This window comes from Rheinheimera sp. (assembly GCF_036568245.1).
Taxonomy (GTDB): Bacteria; Pseudomonadota; Gammaproteobacteria; order Enterobacterales; family Alteromonadaceae; genus Alishewanella.
On the sequence record NZ_DATCSY010000227.1, the window covers coordinates 1 to 3,112 of the forward strand.

Here is a 3,112-nt window from a genome sequence, read left to right on the forward strand (position 1 = left end):
AAAACCTATTTTTGCTGACAAAAAAAGCCGCGACTTATGGTTTCCCTTCAGTATCGCGGCTTTTTATGACAAACAGGTTTTAGAAGTTAGCAACCACCTTCACACTATTATCAACGCTGCTGCTACTGATATAACCAACGGCGGTCGGATCGGCAGCGACAGCCGCTTTTACCGCGGCATCATCAGCCAGTTCTTTCGGCGGTGTGCCTTTACCGGTGAACACCAGCTTTGACCAGTAAGCTTTAAGCTGTGAGGAAGAACGGCTTAGTACTTTAGAGTCAAATTCGTCTCTGGCTGCAGCGCCTTCGGCCAGATTAAGCGGCGTCGCTTTACTGCCGTCGGCAAAACTGGATGCCCGGCCAAGAAACAGCCTGCTTAAATCATCGCTAGACACCACATTGGCATTTGACGGATGCACCACGACCGCAATATCAGCAACAACAGAGGCAGACAGTAAAGCGCAAGCGATCAAAGAAAGATGTTTAATACGCATAAAGCCTCCTTAGAATACCAAATCTACGCCAAAGGCCAGCACATCCTGACGCAGATCGGCAATTTCGTTGTCTTCAGAGCTGTATTGCACTTTAAATGCAGCTGAAGGGTGGAAGTCGTAGCGTAAACCAACGTTGTAGGTTGTTGCTTCGCGTGCCTGGCTTTGCACTATGCCAACGACAGGCAACAGCAATGATGGCGGCAAACTGGCCTGATAAGGCGTGTAAATTTCATCTTTTGCCGGGATATCTTCTTTCTCATACGAGATATAAGGCGTAATAGTATCGAACCTGTGTCCGAGAGACACGTAGAAGTTTTTCTGATCGGCGATAAAGCTGTTGTCTACTTTTACTGTGGTGTATTCGGCAACCACTAACCAGTCATTTTTATCTACGGTAAAACCCAGGCCGAAAAATTCGCCATCTTCTTCTACAATGTCAATTTCATTAACCAGTGCAGAGAAACCGGCACCGGCTAAACCGTTGAAGAAGTCGCCGAAAGTAACGCCGGGTTGTAACGATACCGCTTCAGCACCGACACTGACCTTACCGATCAGATAAGCAGCGCGCAAGCTGTACCAGTCCTGACTTAGCTCCCAGGTAACGCCCAGAATGTCCTTAATTTCAGCATTCACTTCAGTGCCACTGATACTCGCCTCGCCATCGTAAGCACCAGCGATCAGCTGCAGACTGGAATCAAAATTACCTAGTTGGGTAGTATGATATAACGATACCCCTTCGATATTGTCAAAACCCAGGCCATATACACTTTGCGGCACCCGTAGCCAGTCGTAGGCGTAACCTACATCGCGATAATCAGAGTACTTATAAAAGGGGGTACGCAGGCGCCCGGCGTTAATCCGCACTTCGTCGGTCAGTTGATAGCTGATAAAGGCCCATTCGAAGTCGACGTCAAAATCGTCTGCACCTCGCCCCATCAGCTGTGCGGTCACAGACAACTTGTCGCCTAAATCTGACATCAGCTGTACAGCAAATAAGCTCTCGTTTTTAAAGTCCAGACTGTCGTCGTAGCCATACAGCGTGTCATCACTGTCCAGTGTCATACCCGCTTTGATTGACGCGAAACCATTAATGGTCAGGTCTGCATAGGCCGGCGCAGCCAGCAACGCCGATAAACTCAGGGCAAGAAGCGATTTTTTTATCATAGGTACTCCATCCGTTGTCTTTGTCTCTTGTTGTCTTACTGAGACTAGCCCAAGCCCGGTCAATCTCCAGCATTTCGTTGTTATTATTGAGCTATGTCAGTTTTCGGACATAAAAAAACGGCCTGTAAGGCCGTTTTTTTATCGCGGTAACTCAGTGCCCTTCACTGACCATATTTACCGTGTATTTTGGTATTTCCACCACCAGGTCCTCGTCAGCTATCCGAGCCTGACAGCCTAAGCGGGATTCCGGCTCCAGCCCCCAGGCTTTGTCCAGCATGTCATCCTCAAGCTCATCACTTTCATTCAGTGAATAAAAACCCTCGCGGACGATGACATGACAGGTGGTACAAGCACAGGATTTCTCGCAAGCATGCTCTATCGCAATACCGTTGCGCAGTGCCACATCCAGCACAGTTTCGCCGGTTTTCGCTTCCAGTGCTGCCCCCTCAGGGCACAGTTCTGCATGGGGTAAAAATACAATTTGTGGCATCTGTTATACCTCGTCCACGTTGTGACCCGTTAAAGCGCTGCGGATAGACTGATCCATGCGCCGCGCGGCAAAATCATCGGTTAAATGGTTAGTATGTTCAATGGCGGCTTTAATTGCAGCGGTATCGTCGCCCTGACGCACAGTAGCCAGATCGGCCAGCGCCTGCTCAATGGCAGAACGCTCGCTATCATTTAACAGGTGCGCATCGGCCTGCAAAGCACGGCTTACGGCTTCCAGTACACGGGCCGCCTCTACTTGCTGCTCTCGCAATAAGCGCAGCTGCATATCCTGCCGGGCATGTTGCATCGAGCCTTTTAGCATGGTAGCAACCTGATCATCGCTGAGGCCATAGGATGGTTTAACCTGAATATTTGACTGCACGCCGGTAGATTTTTCCTGCGCAGTGACACTAAGTAAACCGTCAGCATCAACCTGAAAAGTAACGCGGATATGGGCGCCACCAGCCGGCATCGGCGGAATGCCACGCAGCTCAAACCGCGCCAGAGAGCGACAGTCTTCCACCAGCTCACGCTCGCCCTGCACTACATGCAGCGCCATCGCTGTCTGACCATCTTTAAAGGTGGTGAACTCTTGCGCCCGTGCGACAGGGATAACGGTATTGCGCGGAATAATTTTCTCGGTCAGGCCGCCCATAGTTTCAAGGCCTAAAGACAGCGGAATAACATCCAGTAGCAGTGTATCGCCATCAGCTTTATTGCCTACCAGCACATTAGCCTGAATGGCGGCACCAATAGCGACGACTTTATCCGGATCTATTGAGGTAAGTGGTTCGCTGGCAAAAAACGCGGCCACTTCGCTACGCACCAGTGGTACCCGTGTAGAACCGCCAACCATCACCACTTTTACAATATCATCAGCGGTTAAACCGGCATCACGCAGTACTTGCCGGCAAGCACGGGTAGTTTTTTTCACCAGCGGTGCTATCAGCTGTTCAAACTGGGCAC

4 protein-coding genes are annotated in these 3,112 nt (G+C 50.2%); all 4 read right to left on the minus strand.

The window, feature by feature from the left end; translation table 11 throughout:
* Nucleotides 1–79: 79 nt before the first annotated feature.
* Entirely contained in the window at nucleotides 80–493 is a 414-nt protein-coding gene (locus tag VIN66_RS10525) for a phosphate ABC transporter substrate-binding protein (RefSeq protein WP_331923949.1), read from the minus strand.
* 9 nt (nucleotides 494–502) lie between these two features.
* Nucleotides 503–1,657, minus strand: a complete 1,155-nt coding sequence (locus VIN66_RS10530; protein WP_331923951.1) for a porin — start codon at nucleotides 1,655–1,657, stop codon at nucleotides 503–505.
* Nucleotides 1,658–1,808: 151 nt separating this feature from the next.
* On the minus strand, nucleotides 1,809–2,147 hold the full coding sequence (gene fdx / locus VIN66_RS10535; protein WP_331923952.1) for an ISC system 2Fe-2S type ferredoxin: 339 nt from the start codon (nucleotides 2,145–2,147) through the stop codon (nucleotides 1,809–1,811).
* Nucleotides 2,148–2,150: 3 nt separating this feature from the next.
* Nucleotides 2,151–3,112: Hsp70 family protein (locus VIN66_RS10540; RefSeq protein ID WP_331923953.1), on the minus strand; the 962-nt coding region annotated here is incomplete at its 5' end.

Excerpts from the sequence above, each read along its gene's own strand:
- VIN66_RS10525 (WP_331923949.1), bottom strand. The coding sequence starts at position 493 with ATGCGTATTAAACATCTTTCTTTGATCGCTTGCGCTTTACTGTCTGCC.
- VIN66_RS10530 (WP_331923951.1), bottom strand. The coding sequence starts at position 1,657 with ATGATAAAAAAATCGCTTCTTGCCCTGAGTTTATCGGCGTTGCTGGCT.
- fdx (WP_331923952.1), bottom strand. The coding sequence starts at position 2,147 with ATGCCACAAATTGTATTTTTACCCCATGCAGAACTGTGCCCTGAGGGG.